This is a genomic window from Enterobacter sp. Res13-Sevr-PEC09-46 (genome assembly GCF_015672585.1).
GTDB classification, from domain to species: Bacteria; Pseudomonadota; Gammaproteobacteria; order Enterobacterales; family Enterobacteriaceae; genus Enterobacter; species Enterobacter hormaechei_C.
In genome coordinates this window covers 1-17,706 of record NZ_JADABR010000001.1, presented here as the reverse complement: position 1 = coordinate 17,706, position 17,706 = coordinate 1, and the positions used below count along the sequence as shown (strand labels likewise).

Genomic DNA, 17,706 nt, shown 5'->3' with positions numbered 1-17,706 from the left:
TCTGAAGATGGCTGAACCACGTTTCGTACACCTGCGGGTGCATAGCGACTACTCCATGATCGATGGGCTGGCAAAGACCGGGCCGCTGGTAAAAAAGGCGGCCTCGCTTGGCATGCCTGCGCTGGCGATCACCGATTTTACCAACCTGTGTGGCCTGGTGAAGTTCTACGGAACGGCGCATGGCGCAGGATTAAAGCCCATCGTCGGCGCGGATTTTCATGTGCAGAGCGACCTGCTCGGCGATGAGATGACGCAAATTTCCGTGTTAGCCATGAATAACACGGGTTATCAGAACCTCACTCTGCTTATCTCAAAAGCCTACCAACGCGGTTACGGCGCACTGGGTCCATGGATTGACCGCGACTGGCTGGCGGAGCTGAACGAAGGTCTGCTGCTGATCTCCGGTGGCCGTATGGGGGATGTCGGCAAATGTCTGCTGCGCGGTAACAACGCGCTGGTGGATCAGTGCGTCTCGTTCTACGAAGAGTATTTCCCGGATCGTTATTACCTGGAGCTGATCCGTACCGGGCGTGCGGATGAAGAGAGCTACCTGCATGCGGCCGTCGCCCTCGCGGAAGCGCGTGGCCTGCCTGTGGTGGCCACCAACGATGTGCGCTTCCTTGAGGCGGGTGATTTTGACGCGCATGAAATTCGCGTCGCCATCCACGACGGCTTCACCCTCGACGATCCGAAACGTCCGCGCAACTACTCATCGCAGCAGTACATGCGCAGCGAAGAGGAGATGTGTGAGCTCTTCTCGGACATCCCGGAAGCGCTGGAAAACAGCGTAGAGATTGCCAAGCGCTGTAACGTCACCGTGCGTCTCGGCGAATACTTCCTGCCGCAGTTCCCGACGGGAGACATGACCACCGAAGATTTCCTGGTCATGAAATCGAAAGAGGGTCTGGAAGAGCGTCTGGAATTCCTCTTCCCGGATGAAGCGGTCCGTAAAGAGAAACGTCCTGAATATGACGAGCGCCTGGATATTGAACTCCAGGTGATCAACCAGATGGGGTTCCCAGGCTACTTCCTAATCGTGATGGAGTTCATCCAGTGGTCGAAGGATAACGGCGTGCCGGTAGGTCCGGGCCGTGGTTCTGGTGCTGGCTCGCTGGTGGCGTATGCCCTGAAAATTACCGATCTCGATCCGCTGGAATTTGACCTGCTGTTCGAACGTTTCCTCAACCCGGAACGTGTCTCCATGCCCGACTTTGACGTCGACTTCTGCATGGAAAAACGCGACCAGGTGATTGAACACGTGGCCGATATGTACGGTCGTGATGCGGTTTCGCAGATCATCACCTTCGGTACGATGGCCGCGAAAGCGGTTATCCGCGATGTGGGCCGCGTTCTGGGCCACCCGTACGGTTTTGTCGATCGTATCTCTAAGCTGGTGCCGCCCGATCCGGGCATGACTCTGGCGAAAGCCTTTGAAGCTGAACCTCAGCTGCCGGAAATCTACGAAGCCGACGAAGAGGTCAAAGCGCTGATCGACATGGCGCGCAAGCTGGAAGGCGTCACGCGTAACGCCGGTAAGCATGCGGGGGGTGTGGTTATCGCCCCGACCAAAATCACCGACTTTGCGCCGCTGTACTGCGATGAAGCGGGCCAGCATCCGGTCACCCAGTTCGACAAGAACGACGTAGAATACGCCGGGCTGGTGAAGTTCGACTTCCTCGGCCTGCGTACGCTGACCATCATCAACTGGGCGCTGGAGATGATCAACGCCCGTCGCGAGAAGAACGGCGAGCCGCCGCTGGATATCGCGGCTATCCCGCTTGATGACAAGAAAAGTTTCGACATGCTGCAACGCTCGGAGACGACAGCCGTCTTCCAGCTTGAATCCCGCGGCATGAAAGATTTGATTAAGCGTCTGCAACCAGACTGCTTCGAAGATATGATCGCGCTGGTGGCCCTGTTCCGTCCGGGGCCGTTGCAGTCGGGGATGGTAGATAACTTTATCGACCGTAAACATGGGCGCGAAGAGATTTCCTACCCGGACGTGCAGTGGCAGCATGAAAGCCTGAAACCGGTACTGGAGCCAACCTATGGCATCATCCTGTATCAGGAACAAGTCATGCAGATCGCCCAGGTGCTTTCTGGTTATACCCTTGGCGGCGCAGACATGCTGCGTCGTGCGATGGGTAAGAAAAAGCCGGAAGAGATGGCCAAGCAGCGTTCCATCTTTGAGGATGGGGCGAAGAAAAACGGCGTCGATGGCGAACTGGCGATGAAAATCTTCGACCTGGTGGAGAAATTCGCCGGGTACGGATTTAACAAATCCCACTCCGCCGCCTATGCTTTGGTTTCGTATCAAACGCTGTGGCTGAAGGCTCACTATCCCGCTGAGTTTATGGCGGCGGTAATGACCGCCGATATGGACAACACCGAGAAGGTGGTTGGCCTGGTGGACGAGTGCTGGCGCATGGGGCTGAAGATCCTGCCGCCGGACATTAACTCTGGCCTGTACCATTTCCACGTTAACGATGACGGGGAAATCGTCTATGGGATCGGCGCGATCAAGGGCGTAGGTGAGGGGCCGATCGAGGCGATCATCGAAGCGCGTAACAACGGCGGCTATTTCCGCGAGCTGTTCGATCTGTGCGCCCGCACCGATACCAAAAAACTGAACCGCCGCGTGCTGGAAAAACTGATCATGTCCGGCGCGTTTGATCGGCTGGGGCCACACCGCGCCGCGCTGATGAACTCGCTCGGCGATGCGCTGAAAGCAGCCGATCAGCACGCGAAAGCGGAAGCCATTGGCCAGGCAGATATGTTCGGCGTGCTGGCGGAAGAGCCAGAGCAGATTGAGCAGTCTTATTCCAACTGCCAGCCCTGGCCAGAACAGGTGGTGCTGGATGGGGAGCGTGAGACGTTAGGCCTGTACCTGACGGGGCACCCGATCAACCAGTATCTGAAAGAAATTGAGCGCTATGTCGGCGGCCACAGGCTTAAAGACATGCATCCGACAGAACGTGGTAAAATCACCACGGCTGCGGGGCTCGTGATTGCTGCAAGGGTAATGGTCACCAAGCGCGGCAATCGTATCGGCATCTGTACCCTGGATGACCGTTCCGGGCGTCTGGAGGTGATGTTGTTCACCGACGCGCTGGATAAATACCAGCAATTGCTGGAAAAAGACCGCATACTTATCGTCAGCGGACAGGTCAGCTTTGATGACTTCAGCGGGGGGCTTAAAATGACCGCCCGCGAAGTGATGGACATTGACGAAGCCCGGGAAAAATATGCTCGCGGGCTTGCTATCTCGCTGACGGACAGGCAAATTGATGACCAGCTTTTAAACCGACTCCGTCAGTCTCTGGAACCCCACCGCTCGGGGACCATTCCAGTACATCTCTACTATCAGAGGGCGGATGCACGTGCGCGGTTGCGCTTTGGTGCAACGTGGCGTGTCTCTCCGAGCGATCGTTTACTGAACGATCTCCGTGGCCTCATTGGTTCGGAGCAGGTGGAACTGGAGTTTGACTAATACAGGAATACTATGAGTCTGAATTTCCTTGATTTCGAACAGCCGATTGCAGAGCTGGAAGCGAAAATCGATTCTCTGACAGCCGTGAGCCGTCAGGATGAAAAACTGGATATTAACATCGACGAAGAAGTGCATCGTCTGCGCGAAAAAAGCGTAGAACTGACGCGCAAAATCTTTGCCGATCTCGGCGCATGGCAGATCGCCCAGCTGGCGCGTCATCCACAGCGTCCGTACACCCTGGATTATGTCCGCCTGGCGTTTGACGAATTTGACGAACTGGCAGGCGACCGCGCATACGCTGACGATAAAGCTATCGTCGGCGGTATCGCGCGTCTGGATGGACGTCCGGTGATGATTATTGGTCATCAGAAAGGCCGTGAAACCAAAGAGAAAATCCGTCGTAACTTCGGTATGCCAGCGCCAGAAGGCTACCGTAAGGCCCTGCGTCTGATGGAGATGGCTGAGCGTTTCAATATGCCTATCATCACCTTCATCGACACGCCGGGTGCTTACCCGGGTGTTGGCGCTGAAGAGCGCGGTCAGTCTGAAGCCATCGCACGCAACCTGCGTGAGATGTCTCGCCTGAAAGTGCCGGTCATCTGTACCGTTATCGGTGAAGGTGGGTCCGGCGGTGCGCTGGCAATTGGCGTGGGCGATAAAGTGAATATGCTACAGTACAGTACCTATTCCGTTATCTCTCCGGAAGGCTGTGCCTCCATTCTGTGGAAAAGTGCCGATAAAGCGCCGCTGGCTGCTGAAGCGATGGGCATCATTGCCCCACGTCTGAAAGAGCTGAAGCTGATCGACACCGTTATCCCTGAACCGCTGGGTGGCGCGCATCGTAAGCCGGAAGTGATGGCTGCTTCCCTGAAAGCGCAGCTGCTGGCAGATCTGGCGGACCTGGACGTGCTGAGCACAGAAGATCTGCTCAACCGTCGTTATCAGCGTCTGATGACCTACGGTTACGCGTAAGCCTCACAATTATCCTAAAAGCCGCACATTGTTGCGGCTTTTTTTATACCTGCCGTTTACCTTAACTATGCTTATCTGATGTTTTTCAAGGAGGTAAACCATGAACATCATTGCCATCATGGGGCCACACGGCGTCTTTTATAAAGACGAACCCATCAAGGAGCTGGAGCAAGCCCTTAAAGCACGCGGATACCAGCTGATCTGGCCGCAAAACAGCGCCGACCTGCTGAAATTTATCGAACACAATCCGCGCATCTGTGGCGTGATATTCGACTGGGACGAATACGACATGGAGTTGTGCAGCGATATCAATAAGCTCAACGAATATCTTCCGCTGTACGCGTTTATCAACACTCACTCGACCATGGACGTGAGCGCGCATGATATGCGTATGGCGCTGTGGTTCTTCGAATACTCACTCGGCGTTGCCGAGGACATTGCGACCCGCATTCAGCAGTACACCGGTGAATACCTCGATAACATCACACCGCCGTTCACGCGCGCGCTGTTCACCTATGTGAATGAAGGGAAGTACACCTTTTGTACGCCAGGCCACATGGCGGGAACAGCCTATCAAAAAAGCCCGGTGGGATGTCTGTTCTACGATTTCTTCGGCGGTAACACGCTGAAGGCGGATGTGTCGATTTCGGTCACCGAGTTAGGCTCTCTGCTGGATCATACCGGCCCGCATCTGGAAGCCGAAGAGTACATCGCCCGGACCTTTGGCGCCGAGCAAAGCTACATGGTGACCAACGGTACCTCAACCTCGAACAAAATCGTCGGGATGTACGCCGCGCCTGCCGGCAGTACGCTGCTGATTGACCGCAACTGCCATAAATCACTGGCGCATTTGCTGATGATGAGCGACGTGGTGCCGCTCTGGCTGTCGCCTACGCGTAATGCGCTGGGTATTCTCGGCGGCATTCCTCGCCGTGAATTCGCGCATGAAGCCATTGAAAATAAGATCGCGGCGATCCCCGAGGCAAGCTGGCCTGTGCACGCGGTGATCACCAACTCCACCTATGACGGGCTGCTTTACAACACGAACTGGATCAAGCAGACGCTCGACGTGCCGTCGATCCACTTTGACTCCGCGTGGGTGCCTTACACCAATTTCCACCCGATTTACTCGGGTAAAAGTGGGATGAGCGGCGAGCGGGTGCCGGGCAAGGTGTTCTTCGAAACGCAGTCGACGCACAAAATGCTGGCCGCGTTTTCCCAGGCGTCTCTTATTCACATCAAGGGCGAGTACGACGAGGACACCTTCAACGAAGCCTTTATGATGCACACGACCACGTCGCCGAGCTACCCGCTGGTGGCGTCCATCGAAACGGCGGCGGCGATGCTGCGCGGTAATCCGGGTAAACGCCTGATCAATCGTTCGGTGGAACGGGCGCTGCATTTCCGAAAAGAGGTTCAGCGACTTAAAGATGAAGCGGACGGCTGGTTCTTTGATATCTGGCAGCCGGAAGAGATTGATGAGGCAGAATGCTGGCCCGTCGCGCCGGGGGAGAGCTGGCACGGTTTCCGGGATGCCGATGCGGACCACATGTTCCTCGATCCGGTTAAGGTGACGATCCTGACGCCGGGCATGGATGAGCAGGGCGTGATGGGTGAGGAAGGGATCCCGGCTGCGCTGGTGGCGAAGTTCCTTGATGAGCGCGGCGTGGTGGTGGAGAAAACCGGCCCCTATAATTTGCTGTTCCTGTTCAGCATCGGGATCGATAAAACCCGCGCGATGGGGCTGTTGCGCGGACTGATGGAGTTTAAGCGTGCATATGATCTGAACCTGCGGGTGAAGAATATGCTGCCGGATCTCTACGCGGAAGATCCTGACTTCTATCGCAATATGCGTATTCAGGATCTGGCCCAGGGGATCCACAGGCTGATCCGCCAGCACGATCTGCCGCGCCTGATGTTGCAGGCATTTGATGTTCTGCCTGAAATGAAGCTGACGCCGCACAGGGCGTGGCAGCGCCAGGTGAAAGGGGAGGTTGAAACCGTTGAGCTGGAAAACCTGGTCGGGCGGGTATCGGCCAACATGATCCTGCCTTATCCGCCGGGCGTGCCGCTGCTGATGCCGGGTGAAATGATCACCGAGGAGAGCCGGGCGGTGCTCGATTTCCTGCTGATGCTCTGTTCGGTAGGGCGCCACTATCCGGGCTTTGAAACGGACATTCATGGCGCGAAACGCGATGATAACGGCGTGTACTGGGTGAGAGTCCTAAAATAAAAGGGTCTGCTTGCCAGGGGCGGGTTGTCGGTTGTAACGTTCAGAGCATCATAAAAAGGAGAAACTATGCTGGGTTTAAAAGCGGTTCATCATATTGCGATCATTGCCACCGATTACGCGAAAAGTAAGGCATTCTACTGCGACGTTCTCGGCTTTACGCTGTTGAGCGAGGCTTACCGTGAGGAGCGCGACTCCTGGAAAGGCGATCTGGCGTTAAACGGACAATATGTGATTGAACTGTTCTCTTTTCCTTTCCCGCCAGCGCGTCCTTCACGCCCGGAAGCCTGCGGCCTGCGCCACCTGGCCTTCAGCGTCGATGACCTGGACAGCGCGGTAAAACATCTGGAAGCCCACGGCGTGGCCTGCGAAGCGATTCGTGTCGATCCCTTTACCGATAAACGTTTCACTTTTTTCAACGATCCGGACGGGCTGCCGCTGGAGCTTTACCAGCAGTAATCGCCGTCATGTGTGATAATGCCCGTTCAGTTCGGGCGTTTTTTTATGTGTAATTTCCTATGACCTTACCTGCTATCGCGCACGCCGTTTCACCCTATCGCCAACTGCTGGTGGGGTTCAGCGGTGGCCTGGATTCCACCGTTTTGCTGCACCGCCTTAAGCTCTGGCGCGACCGTGAGCCTGACGTCCAGCTGCGGGCGATGCATATCCATCACGGCTTAAGCCCTCATGCCGACGACTGGGTAGCGCACTGCGAAGCGGTGTGTTCAGAGTGGGCGATTCCGCTGATCGTTGAACGCGTCACGCTTGAGGATGAGGGGCTGGGTATTGAGGCGCAGGCGCGGAAAGCCCGCTACGCCGCGTTTTCCGGCGCATTACAGCAAGGGGAAGCGTTGGTCACCGCGCAGCATCTGGACGACCAGTGCGAGACGTTTTTACTGGCGCTCAAGAGGGGCAGCGGGCCTGCGGGGTTATCTGCCATGCCTGAGCGCGCTGATTTTGCTGAAACAGAGCTCATCCGCCCGCTGCTGGGTGAGACGCGCGCATCACTGGAAGCCTGGGCGCAGCAGCATCATCTGTGCTGGATTGAAGACGAGAGCAATCAGGACGACAGTTACGACCGTAACTTCCTGCGCCTGCGCGTCTTACCGCTGCTGAGTGAGCGCTGGGCGCATTTTTCCGAAGCGGCGGCCAGAAGCGCCATGCTGTGTGCTGAACAGGAAAGCTTGCTGGATGAGTTGCTGAGCGAGGAGCTGGATACGCTGACTACCGCTGACGGTGCCCTGAACATTGCGCCGTTGAAGGTGATGAGCCCCGTGCGCCGGGCTGCTCTGATTCGTCGCTGGCTGGCTTACCACCGTGCGGTTATGCCGTCCCGGGCGATGCTCAACCGTATCTGGGAGGAAGTTGCACAGGCGAGGGAAGATGCCGCCCCGTGTATACACCTGAATGGTTATGACGTCAGGCGCTATAAAGGGCAACTCTGGTGGGTAAAATCTGTGCCGTCGCTGGCTGACGTTGTGCTCGACTGGCCGTCGCCGGAAAAAGCATTAACGCTACCGATGAATGCCGGTGTCGTTGCGTTAAGCCATTCGGGCAATGTGCGTCTACCTGAGCCGGACGAGAACGTTACCATACGCTTCAGGACCAGCGGCATGCTGCATATCGTCGGTCGTAACGGCGGGCGTAAGCTGAAGAAAATCTGGCAGGAACAGAACGTTCCGCCCTGGCGACGTGATACCACGCCGCTTCTGTTTTACGGCGACACGCTCATCGCGGCGGCAGGGGTTTTCATCACTGAAGAGGGGTGGGCTGAAGCGGGTGTTAATTTTGAATGGAAAGCGTAACGGGCAGCCTGGCTGCCCGTTGGTTATCAGGATTCGCTCACCACAACGGTGCCGATTTCCGGATGGCTGAAACTGGCAATTTTGTCGAGGCGTAGCTCACGCGTTGCACCTGCATCTTCCACAACCAGGTATTCCACATTTTTACGGGAAACCAGATCGCTGGCCTTTGCCTTTAGCACTTCGCCATCTTTTAGCTCCAGCGTCAGTATTAAATGATGCTGGCAGGCGAGTTCGAGGTTGTCATAGTCATCACAATTGATGGGTTGATAGGTATCATTCATCGACATAATCGCTCACCAGTAAATTCGCCGCAGCATACGCTGCTTTTTCCCTGACCGATTCAGAAAGGCTCTCATCAGAGGCCACTTCATTTAGCACGTTCAATACACAGCCCAACGCATCCGGAATGTACCCCAGATCTCCGCTGGCGATCTCAGCATACCGTCTGCGAATCAACTCACAATAATTATTCACATCACCTCCTGCCAGCGTACTGACTTACTGTGAGATATCATTAAGCCTACGAAGTTAAACTCGGTTTAGCAAGGTGACTATACCATACTCATTTAAGCATTATCAGCGCCTTGATAAGAGGAAGCCACCACCTCGTAACAGCCTTTTGCCGCGGTTTTCGCTACAATGTATGCCTGATTCGAAAGGAGTTCTCTCATGGCGCTGAAAGCGACAATTTATAAAGCTGTGGTCAATGTGGCGGATCTTGACCGTAACCAGTTTCTGGATGCGTCATTGACGCTGGCGCGTCACCCTTCTGAAACCCAGGAGCGCATGATGCTGCGCCTGCTGGCGTGGATTAAGTATGCCGACGAGCGTCTGCAATTTACCCGTGGTTTAAGCGCGGAAGATGAACCGGAAGCCTGGCTGCGCAACGATCATCTGGGTATCGATTTATGGATTGAGCTTGGCCTGCCGGATGAACGCCGGATCAAAAAGGCCTGCACCCAGTCTGCTGAAGTGGCGTTGTTTGCCTACAACCAGAGAGCGGCGGAGATCTGGTGGCAACAAAATAAAAATAAATGTGCGCAGTTCAAAAATCTTACCGTCTGGTATCTGGATGATGAACAGCTGGCGCAGCTGAGTGCGTTCGCCAGCCGGACGATGGCGCTACAGGCGACGATTCAGGACGGCGCCATCTGGCTTTCCGATTCTCAGAATAATCTGGAAATTCATCTCACGGCCTGGCAGCCCGCATCATGATTGTATTGTCCCGAAACGTCAGCATCCCTGATAACGAGCTGGAGATCACCGCCATCCGGGCCCAGGGAGCAGGGGGACAGCACGTTAACAAGGCCTCAACGGCTATCCATTTGCGCTTTGACATTCGGGCCTCCAGCCTGCCAGAGTATTATAAAGAAAGCCTGCTTGCCGCCAGCCATCACCTGATCACCAGCGAGGGTGTGATGGTGATTAAAGCGCAGGAGTATCGCAGCCAGGAGCTTAACCGGGAAGCGGCAATAGCCCGGCTGGTCGCGGTCATCAAAGAGCTGACGGCTGTACAAAAAAGTCGCCGGGCAACACGTCCAACGCGGGCATCGAAAGAACGTCGGTTGTCATCGAAGGCGCAGAAATCCACTGTAAAATCACTGCGTGGCAAAGTCCGTCACCCATAATGTGACGAAAGGGATACCCTTTTTCATAAGGAAAGTATTGTGAAAAAAGCATTATTATCAGCGCTGGCCGTGACAAGCCTGTTCGCGCTTTTTGGCTGTAATAACCGTTCAGAAACGCAGGTACTACAGCCAACGCAAAATGAAGAATTAAAGCCGATGCAGCAAAGCTGGCGCGGCGTATTACCGTGTGCAGATTGCGAGGGCATCGAAACCTCTCTGTTCCTGCAAAAAGATGGCACCTGGGTCATGAACCAGCGTTACCAGGGGGCGAAAGAACCGTCTTCTTTTGCATCTTACGGAACATGGGCGCGTACGGCTGAGAAGCTGGTATTGACGGATACCACGGGCGATAAAACCTTCTTCCGCGCCAAAGGCGAGGGGATGGAGATGCTCGATCGCGAAGGCAATCCAATTGAATCCCAGTTCAACTACACGTTGGCCCCGGTGAAAGCGACCCTGCCAGCCACCCCAATGGCGATGCGAGGGATGTATTTCTACATGGCGGATGCGGCGATCTTCACTGACTGTGCAACCGGGAAGAAAGTCAGCGTGGCGAACAATGCCCAGCTGGAGCGAGACTATGCCGTCGCGCGCGGCAACGACAGTAAGCCAGTGTTGCTGACGGTTGAAGGGCATTTTACGCTGGAGCCAAACCCGGATAGCGGCGAGCTGGTGAAAACGCTGGTGGCAGATAAAGATGCGAAGTTTGCTGCGGGGAAAGACTGCGAAAGCAAATAAGATATAGCCATTAAAAAACCCCGCACTGGCGGGGTTTTTTGTTTCTTAACCTTTGATGGCTTTCACCAGGTAATCAAGAATATCTCCCGTCTTGATCATCTGTTTTTCGCCGTTGCGACGGTATTTGTATTCAATCTCGTCGCTGTCGAGGTTACGGTCGCCAATGACGATGGTGTGTGGAATACCGATCAGTTCCATGTCAGCAAACATCACGCCAGGACGCTCTTTACGGTCATCCATCAGCACGTCGATACCTTTCGCGCTCAGCTCAGCGTAGAGTTTCTCAGCCAGCTCCTGCACGCGGTAAGACTTGTGCATGTTCATTGGCAGGATCGCCACCTGGAACGGCGCGATGTTATCCGGCCAGACGATTCCGCGTTCGTCATAGTTCTGCTCGATAGCGGCAGCAACAACGCGCGTTACGCCAATGCCGTAGCAGCCCATGGTCAGAACCTGGTTACGGCCATCTTCGCCCTGAACGGCAGCGTTCATTGCGCGCGAGTACTTATCGCCCAGCTGGAAGATGTGGCCTACTTCGATACCGCGTTTGATCATCAGAGTACCCTTGCCGTCCGGGCTTGGATCGCCTGCGACCACGTTACGGATGTCAGCCACTTCCGGCGTCGCCACGTCACGATCCCAGTTGATGCCGAAGAAGTGTTTACCGTCGATGTTTGCGCCCGCAGCGAAGTCGCTCATCGCCGCAACGGTGCGGTCAATGACCACCGGAACAGGCATGTTCACCGGACCCAGAGAACCAGGACCAGCATTCACCACGGCGCGGATCTCTGCTTCCGTTGCGAAGGTCAGCGGGCTGGCAACCTGCGGCAGCTTCTCGGCTTTCACTTCGTTCAGCTCGTGATCGCCTCGTACCAGCAGGGCAACCAGTGGATAAGCGCTACCTTCAGCCGATTTCACCAGCAGGGTTTTCACGGTTTTTTCGATCGGCAGAGTAAACTGCTCAACCAGCTCGGCGATAGTTTTCGCGTTTGGCGTATCAACCAGCGTCATCTCTTGCGTTGCCGCGCCGCGTGGTTCTTTTGGTGCCAGCGCTTCTGCAAATTCGATGTTCGCGGCGTAATCAGAGGAGTCAGAGAAGATCACATCGTCTTCGCCGCTCTGCGCCAGAACCTGGAATTCATGGGAGGCGCTACCGCCGATTGAACCGGTATCAGCCTGTACAGCACGGAAATCCAGCCCCATGCGGGAGAAGATTTTGCTGTAGGCCGCGTACATTTTGTCGTAGGTCTCTTGCAGCGATTCCTGAGAAGTATGGAAAGAGTAAGCATCTTTCATCAGGAACTCGCGAGAACGCATGACGCCAAAGCGTGGACGCACTTCGTCACGGAACTTAGTCTGGATCTGGAAGAAGTTCAGCGGCAGCTGTTTGTAAGAGCTCAGCTCGTTACGGATCAGGTCGGTGATCACTTCTTCATGCGTTGGGCCGAGAACGAATGGACGATCGCCACGATCGGCAATACGCAGCAGTTCAGGACCGTACTGCTCCCAGCGACCGCTCTCCTGCCACAGTTCAGAGGGCTGAACGACCGGCATTAACACCTCGATAGCACCGGCGTTGTTCATCTCTTCACGCACGATGTTTTCGACTTTTTTCAGGACGCGCACGCCGGTCGGCAGCCAGGTGTATAACCCGGAGGCCAGCTTGCGGATCATCCCGGCGCGCAGCATCAGCTGGTGGCTGATCACCTCGGCGTCGGCAGGTGTCTCCTTCAGAGTGGAGAGCAGATATTGGCTAGTACGCATGTTGTTACGGTTCCATTTCGACGATTGGAACAGGCTGAAACACCAGCCTGACACAAAAAAAGTGGTTTAGTTTACCAGTGTGGCAAAGATGCCAAAAGAGAGGAGAACAAAATTACCTGGGTTCCAGGGCAAACACTTCAAAACCCGCCGCAGTCACGCGCCAGCGCACGTTAAAGTCCAGCAGCCAGACGGCGTACGTATTACCGGCTTCCTCTTCTTTGCGGTAGGCGGGACGGGGGTCCTGGGCCAGCACTTCAACGATAAAGTCACGCAGGCGAGGATAACGCTTTTCCAGCTCGCTGATTTGCGTTGTAATTTCAGACGTGAAGTGAACCGCCATATCTGCCTGCGGTGCGTCCTGAGCATAGCTTGCCCGGGCATCCGGCAGCGCTTCGGCGAAGGGCAGGTAAGGCTTAATATCTATGACCGGCGTGCCATCAACCAGGTCAAGGCTACCTAACTCCAGGATCACCTGATCTTTCTGACAACGTATGCCTTTCAGCTCGACCAGCGACATCCCGATGGGGTTGGGACGAAAGGTTGAGCGGGTGGCAAAGACACCCATTCTGGCATTTCCGCCCAGACGAGGCGGACGCACGGTAGGACGCCAGCCGCCTTCCATGGTCTGGTGAAACACAAAGACCACCCATAAATGGCTGAACGCCTCAAGCCCGCGCACTGCATCGGCCTGATTATACGGCGCCACAAGATGAAGCTCGCCGCCGCCGTTAATGACCAGACCCGGCTGACGCGGCACGGCGAACTTTTCTTTATAAGGGGAGCGGATAACGCCTATCTGCTCGAACTGAAATGAACTCATTTCGCCGTAATGTTAAGCGCAGAACCGATACATACCGCCTGGCGATAGCAACCTGGTGTGCCGCTGGTGACTTCGCAGCTGTGCAGCAGCACCGCGTTGGCTTTCATTTTCGACGCGTTGATTTGCATACGCTTGCGGGCTGTCGGAATATTGGGTGGGGAGTCCTGATTCGTTGCCTGGCAGGATTCGCCGCTCACTTCGCCCAGTTCACGGAATGGCTTACCGACCAGCTCGTCGGCTTTGGTAATAATACGTACCGGCGCAGCGCGAGGCGCTTTCGGTTTTGCTGGCTCCGCTTTTGGCGGGGTTGCAGTGCTTTGAACAGGTTCAACAGGAGATCTGCTTAGCATAGAACAGCCGCTCAGCATCAGTGCTAAAAGACAGATCGGTAAAGCACGCATAATAATTCCTCAGTGGATAATCAAAACGTCAGATATTGAAGCAGTTGACCGCACAAATGACAAGACGGGCAAATGCCCGTCTTGATGATATTACACTGCCGGGAGATTACCAGCCTTTAACCGCGCCGCCGTTAAACACCTTATTGGCTTCCTGGTACACTTCTTCAGACTGATATGCCTGTATGAATTTCTTCACATTCTCCGCGTCTTTGTTGTCTTCGCGAGTCACGATCAGGTTGACGTACGGGGAATCTTTATCTTCAACGAAGATGCCATCTTTCGCTGGGGTCAGGCCGATCTGGCTGGCGTAAGTGGTGTTAATCACGGCCAGGGCGATCTGCGCATCGTCCAGAGAACGTGGCAGCTGTGGTGCTTCCAGCTCAACAATTTTCAGATTTTTCGGGTTTTCGGTTACGTCCAGAACGGTCGGTAACAGGCCAACGCCTTCTTTCAGTTTAATCAGGCCCACTTTCTGTAGCAGAAGCAGGGAACGGCCAAGGTTGGTTGGGTCGTTAGGGACGGCAACCTGTGAACCCGGCTGGAGTTCATCCAGAGATTTAATTTTCTTGGAGTAACCGGCAATCGGGTAAACGAAGGTGTTACCGACAGCAACCAGTTTGTAGCCGCGATCTTTGATCTGCTGATCCAGGTACGGTTTATGCTGGAAGGCGTTAGCGTCAATGTCGCCTTTGCTCAGCGCTTCGTTCGGCAGAACGTAATCGTTGAAAGTCACCAGTTCAACGTCCAGGCCATATTTCTCTTTAGCGATTTTCTGCGCGGCCTCAGCAACCTGCTGTTCTGCACCGACGATAACGCCTACTTTGATGTGGTTTGGATCTTTTTCGTCCTGACCGCAACCCACCAGTGCCAGCGAGCCAATCAGTGCGCCTACTGCTGCGAAGGTCTTAAATTTAAACGCCATGTTATATCCTTAACTCGTCGAGTTTGTGTTGTTTGTAACGTTATTTATGCGTAACAGCCCGGACGATACGATCGCCAGAGAATTGAATTAAGTAAACCAGCACAACCAGCAATACCAGAACGGTATTCATTACGGTAGCGTTATAGCCAATATAGCCGTACTGATATCCAATCTGGCCTAAACCGCCAGCACCTACGGCGCCGCCCATTGCGGAATAACCGACCAGGGTGATAAGCGTGATGGTTGCTGCGTTCACCAGCCCAGGCAGCGCCTCTGGCAGCAGAACTTTGCGAACGATCTGCATTGGCGTCGCACCCATAGCGCGGGAAGCTTCGATCAGGCCGGTTGGGATTTCCAGCAGGGCGTTTTCCACCATACGGGCGATAAACGGTGCCGCGCCTACGGTCAGCGGGACAATAGCTGCCTGCAAACCAATCGACGTCCCGACGATCACGCGCGTAAACGGAATCATCCACACCAGCAGAATAATGAACGGAATAGACCGGAAAATGTTCACCAGCGCAGAGAGCGTACGATACAGCTTCGCGTTTTCAATAATTTGACCCGGGCGCGTAACGTACAGCAGCACGCCGACCGGCAGCCCAATCACAAAACCAAAGAAGCCCGATACGAAGGTCATTGCCAGCGTTTCCCAAACGCCGCGAACCAGTAGCCACATCATCGGCTCAGACATAACCCAGTACCTCTACTTTTACGTGATGTTCTTGCAGCCAGGCAATTGCCGCCTGGGTTTCTTCCTGTGTGCCGTGCATTTCCGTCAGCATAATGCCGAACTTCACGCCACCGGCGTAGTCCATCTGCGCGCTAATAATGTTGTTATTCACGTTAAAGCGACGCGCGGTTTCGGACAGCAGCGGTGCGTCAACGGACTGGCCCGTGAACTCCATGCGCAGCATCGGGACGCTGTCAGGTGTTGCGTCTGTTTTTAAACGTTCCAGGTAATCTTCCGGAATATCCAGATGCAGTGTGGACTGAATGAACTGCTGAGCCAGCGGCGTTTTCGGGTGCGAGAAGACTTCACTCACCGTGTCCTGCTCAATCAGCTCACCGTTGCTGATGACCGCCACGCAGTCGCAGATGCGTTTCACTACATCCATTTCATGCGTAATAAGGAGGATAGTCAGGCCCAGACGACGGTTAATGTCTTTTAACAGTTCCAGAATAGAGCGCGTGGTAGCTGGATCTAATGCGCTGGTGGCTTCATCGCACAGCAGCACTTTTGGGTTGCTTGCCAGCGCGCGAGCGATTGCTACACGCTGTTTTTGCCCGCCGGACAGATTTGCCGGGTAGCTATCATGCTTGTCGCCCAGACCAACAAGGTCGAGCAGTTCGGTGACGCGACGCGTAACTTCTTCTTTCGGCGTGTTATCCAGCTCAAGCGGCAGGGCAACGTTGCCGAACACGGTGCGGGATGCCAGCAGGTTAAAGTGCTGGAAAATCATGCCAATCTGGCGACGCGCTTTGGTGAGTTCTTTTTCTGAGAGAGCGGTAAGCTCCTGGCCGCCAACTTCTACGCAGCCCTGGGTTGGGCGCTCAAGCAGGTTAACACAACGGATCAGCGTACTTTTACCCGCACCCGATGCGCCAATGACGCCATAAATCTGACCAGCAGGCACATGCAGGCTGACGTTGTTCAGCGCCTGAATGGTTCGGTTCCCCTGCTGGAACACTTTGGTGATATTGGAAAGTTTAATCATTAGATTATTTTTATCGTAAGTAAGTTAGCCGTGGCATTTTCTTCTGCCAGATACGGGGAATGACCGTAAACAAAATGGATGTTAAGGCATCCAGACGTCTAAATCAATCCACCTCTGTGCGATGAGCACTTTATTGCGCTGCGATTCATGAGATACTAGCTGAACAAGACTTTTTCAGGAGCAAACCGGTGGCAAAATCTGTACCCGCAATTTTTCTCGATCGTGACGGCACTATTAATGTGGATCACGGTTACGTCCATGAGATTGATGAGTTCGAATTTATCGAGGGCGTAATAGATGCCATGCGCCAGTTGAAAGAGATGGGCTATGCGCTGGTGGTGGTAACTAACCAGTCCGGTATCGCCCGGGGTAAATTCACCGAAGCGCAATTCGAGACGCTGACGGAATGGATGGACTGGTCTCTGGCCGATCGTGGCGTCGATCTTGATGGCATCTATTATTGTCCGCATCACCCGCAGGGAAGTGTAGAGGCGTATCGTCAGACCTGTGATTGCCGTAAGCCACACCCGGGCATGTTTATCTCTGCACAGGAATTCCTGCACATTGATATGGCCGCATCTTATATGGTGGGCGATAAACTGGAAGATATGCAGGCAGCAGCGGCGGCAGGTGTAGGTACCAAGGTATTAGTGCGTACCGGTAAACCGGTCACCCCAGAAGCAGAAAATGCAGCCGACTGGGTGATAACGAGTCTGGCAGAACTGCCAAAAGAGATTAAAAAGCACCAAAAATAGGCGTTTTGGCGAAAAGGTGAGCGGTTGAAATAAAAATGCATTTTTCCGCTTGTCATTCCTCGGCGGCTCCCTATAATGCGCCTCCATCGACACGGCGGATGTGAATCACTTCACAGACAACCCGGTCGGTTGAAGAGAAAAAATCCTGAAATAACGGGTTGACTCTGAAAGAGGAAAGCGTAATATACGCCACCTCGCGACAGAGCGCTGAAGCGCGTCGCAACTGCTCTTTAACAATTTATCAGACAATCTGTGTGGGCACTCAAAGTGACATGGATTCTTAATGTCTTCGGACACTAAATGAATACCAAGTCTCAACGAGTGAACACGTAATTCATTACGAAGTTTAATTCATTGAGCATCAAACTTTTAAATTGAAGAGTTTGATCATGGCTCAGATTGAACGCTGGCGGCAGGCCTAACACATGCAAGTCGAACGGTAACAGGAAGCAGCTTGCTGCTT

Annotated in this window: 17 protein-coding genes and 1 rRNA gene; 10 read left to right on the top strand and 8 right to left on the bottom strand. The window is 54.5% G+C overall.

What is annotated here, in order from left to right; genetic code table 11:
* Window positions 1–7 precede the first annotated feature (7 nt).
* From dnaE to tilS, 5 genes are all read left to right on the top strand, one after another.
* Window positions 8–3,490: a DNA polymerase III subunit alpha gene (gene dnaE, locus IMQ56_RS00090; protein ID WP_017694479.1), complete on the top strand. Its 3,483-nt coding sequence runs from the start codon at window positions 8–10 to the stop codon at window positions 3,488–3,490.
* Window positions 3,491–3,502: 12 nt separating this feature from the next.
* Window positions 3,503–4,462, top strand: a complete 960-nt coding sequence (accA, locus tag IMQ56_RS00085) for an acetyl-CoA carboxylase carboxyl transferase subunit alpha (protein ID WP_003856154.1) — start codon at window positions 3,503–3,505, stop codon at window positions 4,460–4,462.
* A 100-nt stretch (window positions 4,463–4,562) separates the two neighbouring features.
* Window positions 4,563–6,695, top strand: a complete 2,133-nt coding sequence (locus tag IMQ56_RS00080) for a lysine decarboxylase LdcC (protein WP_015572729.1) — start codon at window positions 4,563–4,565, stop codon at window positions 6,693–6,695.
* A 66-nt stretch (window positions 6,696–6,761) separates the two neighbouring features.
* Entirely contained in the window at window positions 6,762–7,151 is a 390-nt protein-coding gene (locus tag IMQ56_RS00075) for a VOC family protein (protein ID WP_003856151.1), read from the top strand.
* Between the two features lie 59 nt (window positions 7,152–7,210).
* Window positions 7,211–8,497 carry a tRNA lysidine(34) synthetase TilS gene (gene tilS / locus IMQ56_RS00070; RefSeq protein ID WP_040117237.1) on the top strand — a complete coding sequence of 429 codons (1,287 nt, stop codon included), beginning with the start codon at window positions 7,211–7,213 and terminating at the stop codon, window positions 8,495–8,497.
* 26 nt (window positions 8,498–8,523) lie between these two features.
* On the opposite strand, the gene rof is transcribed toward tilS, so the two are convergent.
* Complete coding sequence (gene rof / locus IMQ56_RS00065; RefSeq protein WP_003856148.1) at window positions 8,524–8,784, bottom strand: Rho-binding antiterminator; 261 nt, start codon at window positions 8,782–8,784, stop codon at window positions 8,524–8,526.
* The gene (locus IMQ56_RS00060; RefSeq protein WP_003856146.1) at window positions 8,771–8,971 is read right to left on the bottom strand and encodes a YaeP family protein; all 201 of its coding nucleotides are present in this window, start codon (window positions 8,969–8,971) and stop codon (window positions 8,771–8,773) included. The genes rof and IMQ56_RS00060 overlap by 14 nt, the downstream gene beginning before the upstream one ends.
* 195 nt (window positions 8,972–9,166) lie before the next feature.
* Here IMQ56_RS00060 and IMQ56_RS00055 point away from each other — a divergent pair, with 195 nt between their 5' ends.
* The 3 genes from IMQ56_RS00055 to nlpE are packed head-to-tail and all read left to right on the top strand — an operon-like array spanning window position 9,167 to window position 10,863.
* Window positions 9,167–9,712: a YaeQ family protein gene (locus tag IMQ56_RS00055; protein WP_003856144.1), complete on the top strand. Its 546-nt coding sequence runs from the start codon at window positions 9,167–9,169 to the stop codon at window positions 9,710–9,712.
* A complete protein-coding gene (gene arfB / locus IMQ56_RS00050) occupies window positions 9,709–10,125 on the top strand; it encodes an alternative ribosome rescue aminoacyl-tRNA hydrolase ArfB (protein ID WP_006810027.1) in 417 nt (138 codons plus the stop codon). The genes IMQ56_RS00055 and arfB overlap by 4 nt, the downstream gene beginning before the upstream one ends.
* 39 nt (window positions 10,126–10,164) lie before the next feature.
* On the top strand, window positions 10,165–10,863 hold the full coding sequence (nlpE, locus tag IMQ56_RS00045) for an envelope stress response activation lipoprotein NlpE (RefSeq protein WP_017383734.1): 699 nt from the start codon (window positions 10,165–10,167) through the stop codon (window positions 10,861–10,863).
* Window positions 10,864–10,908: 45 nt separating this feature from the next.
* Here the strand turns inward: nlpE and proS are convergent, their stop codons facing one another.
* The 6 genes from proS to metN all read right to left on the bottom strand — a co-directional run bounded on the left by proS (window position 10,909) and on the right by metN (window position 16,488).
* Window positions 10,909–12,627, bottom strand: a complete 1,719-nt coding sequence (gene proS / locus IMQ56_RS00040; RefSeq protein ID WP_015572733.1) for a proline--tRNA ligase — start codon at window positions 12,625–12,627, stop codon at window positions 10,909–10,911.
* Window positions 12,628–12,739: 112 nt separating this feature from the next.
* Window positions 12,740–13,447: a tRNA (N6-threonylcarbamoyladenosine(37)-N6)-methyltransferase TrmO gene (tsaA, locus tag IMQ56_RS00035; RefSeq protein WP_017694476.1), complete on the bottom strand. Its 708-nt coding sequence runs from the start codon at window positions 13,445–13,447 to the stop codon at window positions 12,740–12,742.
* A complete protein-coding gene (gene rcsF, locus IMQ56_RS00030; protein ID WP_003856133.1) occupies window positions 13,444–13,848 on the bottom strand; it encodes an Rcs stress response system protein RcsF in 405 nt (134 codons plus the stop codon). The genes tsaA and rcsF overlap by 4 nt, the downstream gene beginning before the upstream one ends.
* A gap of 106 nt (window positions 13,849–13,954) precedes the next feature.
* A complete protein-coding gene (gene metQ, locus IMQ56_RS00025; protein WP_003856132.1) occupies window positions 13,955–14,770 on the bottom strand; it encodes a methionine ABC transporter substrate-binding lipoprotein MetQ in 816 nt (271 codons plus the stop codon).
* A gap of 40 nt (window positions 14,771–14,810) precedes the next feature.
* Window positions 14,811–15,464 carry a methionine ABC transporter permease MetI gene (locus IMQ56_RS00020; protein WP_003856130.1) on the bottom strand — a complete coding sequence of 218 codons (654 nt, stop codon included), beginning with the start codon at window positions 15,462–15,464 and terminating at the stop codon, window positions 14,811–14,813.
* A complete protein-coding gene (gene metN, locus IMQ56_RS00015) occupies window positions 15,457–16,488 on the bottom strand; it encodes a methionine ABC transporter ATP-binding protein MetN (RefSeq protein ID WP_032647320.1) in 1,032 nt (343 codons plus the stop codon). The genes IMQ56_RS00020 and metN overlap by 8 nt, the downstream gene beginning before the upstream one ends.
* 188 nt (window positions 16,489–16,676) lie before the next feature.
* Between metN and gmhB the strand changes: the two genes are divergently transcribed.
* Together gmhB and IMQ56_RS00005 are read left to right on the top strand one after the other, a co-directional pair.
* Window positions 16,677–17,243 (top strand): D-glycero-beta-D-manno-heptose 1,7-bisphosphate 7-phosphatase, encoded by a 567-nt coding sequence (gmhB, locus tag IMQ56_RS00010; RefSeq protein ID WP_017383733.1) that lies wholly within the window; start codon window positions 16,677–16,679, stop codon window positions 17,241–17,243.
* A 371-nt stretch (window positions 17,244–17,614) separates the two neighbouring features.
* A 16S ribosomal RNA gene (locus tag IMQ56_RS00005) occupies window positions 17,615–17,706 on the top strand; the annotation flags it as partial.

Bases quoted from the DNA above. Each gene is read 5' to 3' on its own strand.
- dnaE (WP_017694479.1), top strand. From the start codon at position 8: ATGGCTGAACCACGTTTCGTACACCTGCGGGTGCATAGCGACTACTCC.
- rcsF (WP_003856133.1), bottom strand. From the start codon at position 13,848: ATGCGTGCTTTACCGATCTGTCTTTTAGCACTGATGCTGAGCGGCTGT.
- arfB (WP_006810027.1), top strand. From the start codon at position 9,709: ATGATTGTATTGTCCCGAAACGTCAGCATCCCTGATAACGAGCTGGAG.
- IMQ56_RS00080 (WP_015572729.1), top strand. From the start codon at position 4,563: ATGAACATCATTGCCATCATGGGGCCACACGGCGTCTTTTATAAAGAC.
- accA (WP_003856154.1), top strand. From the start codon at position 3,503: ATGAGTCTGAATTTCCTTGATTTCGAACAGCCGATTGCAGAGCTGGAA.
- proS (WP_015572733.1), bottom strand. From the start codon at position 12,627: ATGCGTACTAGCCAATATCTGCTCTCCACTCTGAAGGAGACACCTGCC.
- rof (WP_003856148.1), bottom strand. From the start codon at position 8,784: ATGTCGATGAATGATACCTATCAACCCATCAATTGTGATGACTATGAC.
- metQ (WP_003856132.1), bottom strand. From the start codon at position 14,770: ATGGCGTTTAAATTTAAGACCTTCGCAGCAGTAGGCGCACTGATTGGC.
- IMQ56_RS00055 (WP_003856144.1), top strand. From the start codon at position 9,167: ATGGCGCTGAAAGCGACAATTTATAAAGCTGTGGTCAATGTGGCGGAT.
- IMQ56_RS00075 (WP_003856151.1), top strand. From the start codon at position 6,762: ATGCTGGGTTTAAAAGCGGTTCATCATATTGCGATCATTGCCACCGAT.
- IMQ56_RS00020 (WP_003856130.1), bottom strand. From the start codon at position 15,464: ATGTCTGAGCCGATGATGTGGCTACTGGTTCGCGGCGTTTGGGAAACG.
- metN (WP_032647320.1), bottom strand. From the start codon at position 16,488: ATGATTAAACTTTCCAATATCACCAAAGTGTTCCAGCAGGGGAACCGA.
- tilS (WP_040117237.1), top strand. From the start codon at position 7,211: ATGACCTTACCTGCTATCGCGCACGCCGTTTCACCCTATCGCCAACTG.
- tsaA (WP_017694476.1), bottom strand. From the start codon at position 13,447: ATGAGTTCATTTCAGTTCGAGCAGATAGGCGTTATCCGCTCCCCTTAT.